Source organism: Methylocaldum sp. 14B (assembly GCF_002005105.1).
Classification (GTDB): domain Bacteria; phylum Pseudomonadota; class Gammaproteobacteria; order Methylococcales; family Methylococcaceae; genus Methylocaldum.
Window position 1 is genome coordinate 1 of the sequence record NZ_MSCV01000075.1, and the last position, 943, is coordinate 943.

Sequence of the window (943 nt, forward strand, 5' to 3'; positions counted from 1 at the left end):
AAAGGGGTGAGCCCGCCGGCGAGCGCCAGGGCGTGCATCACGGTGACCCGGCCGGGGGTGACGAACTCGCCGGGTTTATTGACCTTGCCGACCACATAAATCTTCTGGCTGGTGGTGATCACCGACACCGAGACGACCGGGTCGGCGAGGTACTCGCTCAAGCGTTCGGTGACGGTGGCGCGGACGTCCTCGACGGTGAGGCCGCCGGCCGCGAGGTCGCCGACCAGGGGGAAGGAGAGGCCGCCGTCGGCGCGGACCAGGACCTGTTTGGTGAGGCCCTCCTCGCGCCACACCGAAATCTCCAGCACGTCTCCGGGGACAATGCGATAGTCCCTGTGGCTTTCTATCAGGGGCGGCGAATTTTCGCCATTTCCGAGTGCGCCGGTAGCGAATGCCAAGAGTGCTGCAAATTTGAGCAATTGGAGATACATAGGAGCTGTGACGCAGAGAAATACGAAAATGAAGGAACAGCGGGCAATACTCGCCCGACGATTCAGACGATGGGTCCGTCTTAGAAGCTGTCTTCAAACTACTGCGCGCCGCCATGCTTTCGTTGCTCAAGGGCTTAAAATCCGCATGTACTCCTCTGTACACTCCGGTTTTGACTCGCCCCATCCCTGGGGCTCGCCCTGCGGGCCAGCCTAACGGCTGTTCCCTCCGCGGGTCCCGCCGCTTCGGGTCGCCCTTTCGCGCTTTGCCCTGACGTCGCTCGTGACGTTTGAAGACAGCTTCTTGTCGCCTATCTAGCATTACGCTAACAGACGATTGTTACAGTTCCGTTCCAACGACGGAACACCGTTTCACAAAGCTGACATGAAGCCATGCTGTCATATTCGGCTTAGACGGTGGGCTGTCGGTGTTGCTTATGTACCACCTAGCCTACCTGATTTTTCTGCAATGCTGTCTCTATCGAGCTAGGGAGCGTTTATGAAATTGAGTCTGG

The 943-nt window shown here is 58.6% G+C and carries 1 protein-coding gene; it reads right to left on the reverse strand.

From position 1 onward, the window contains the following. Positions 1–308 (reverse strand): polysaccharide biosynthesis/export family protein (locus tag B2A78_RS25415; RefSeq protein WP_205780909.1); only part of this gene is annotated, 308 nt, incomplete at its 3' end. Positions 309–943 lie beyond the last annotated feature (635 nt).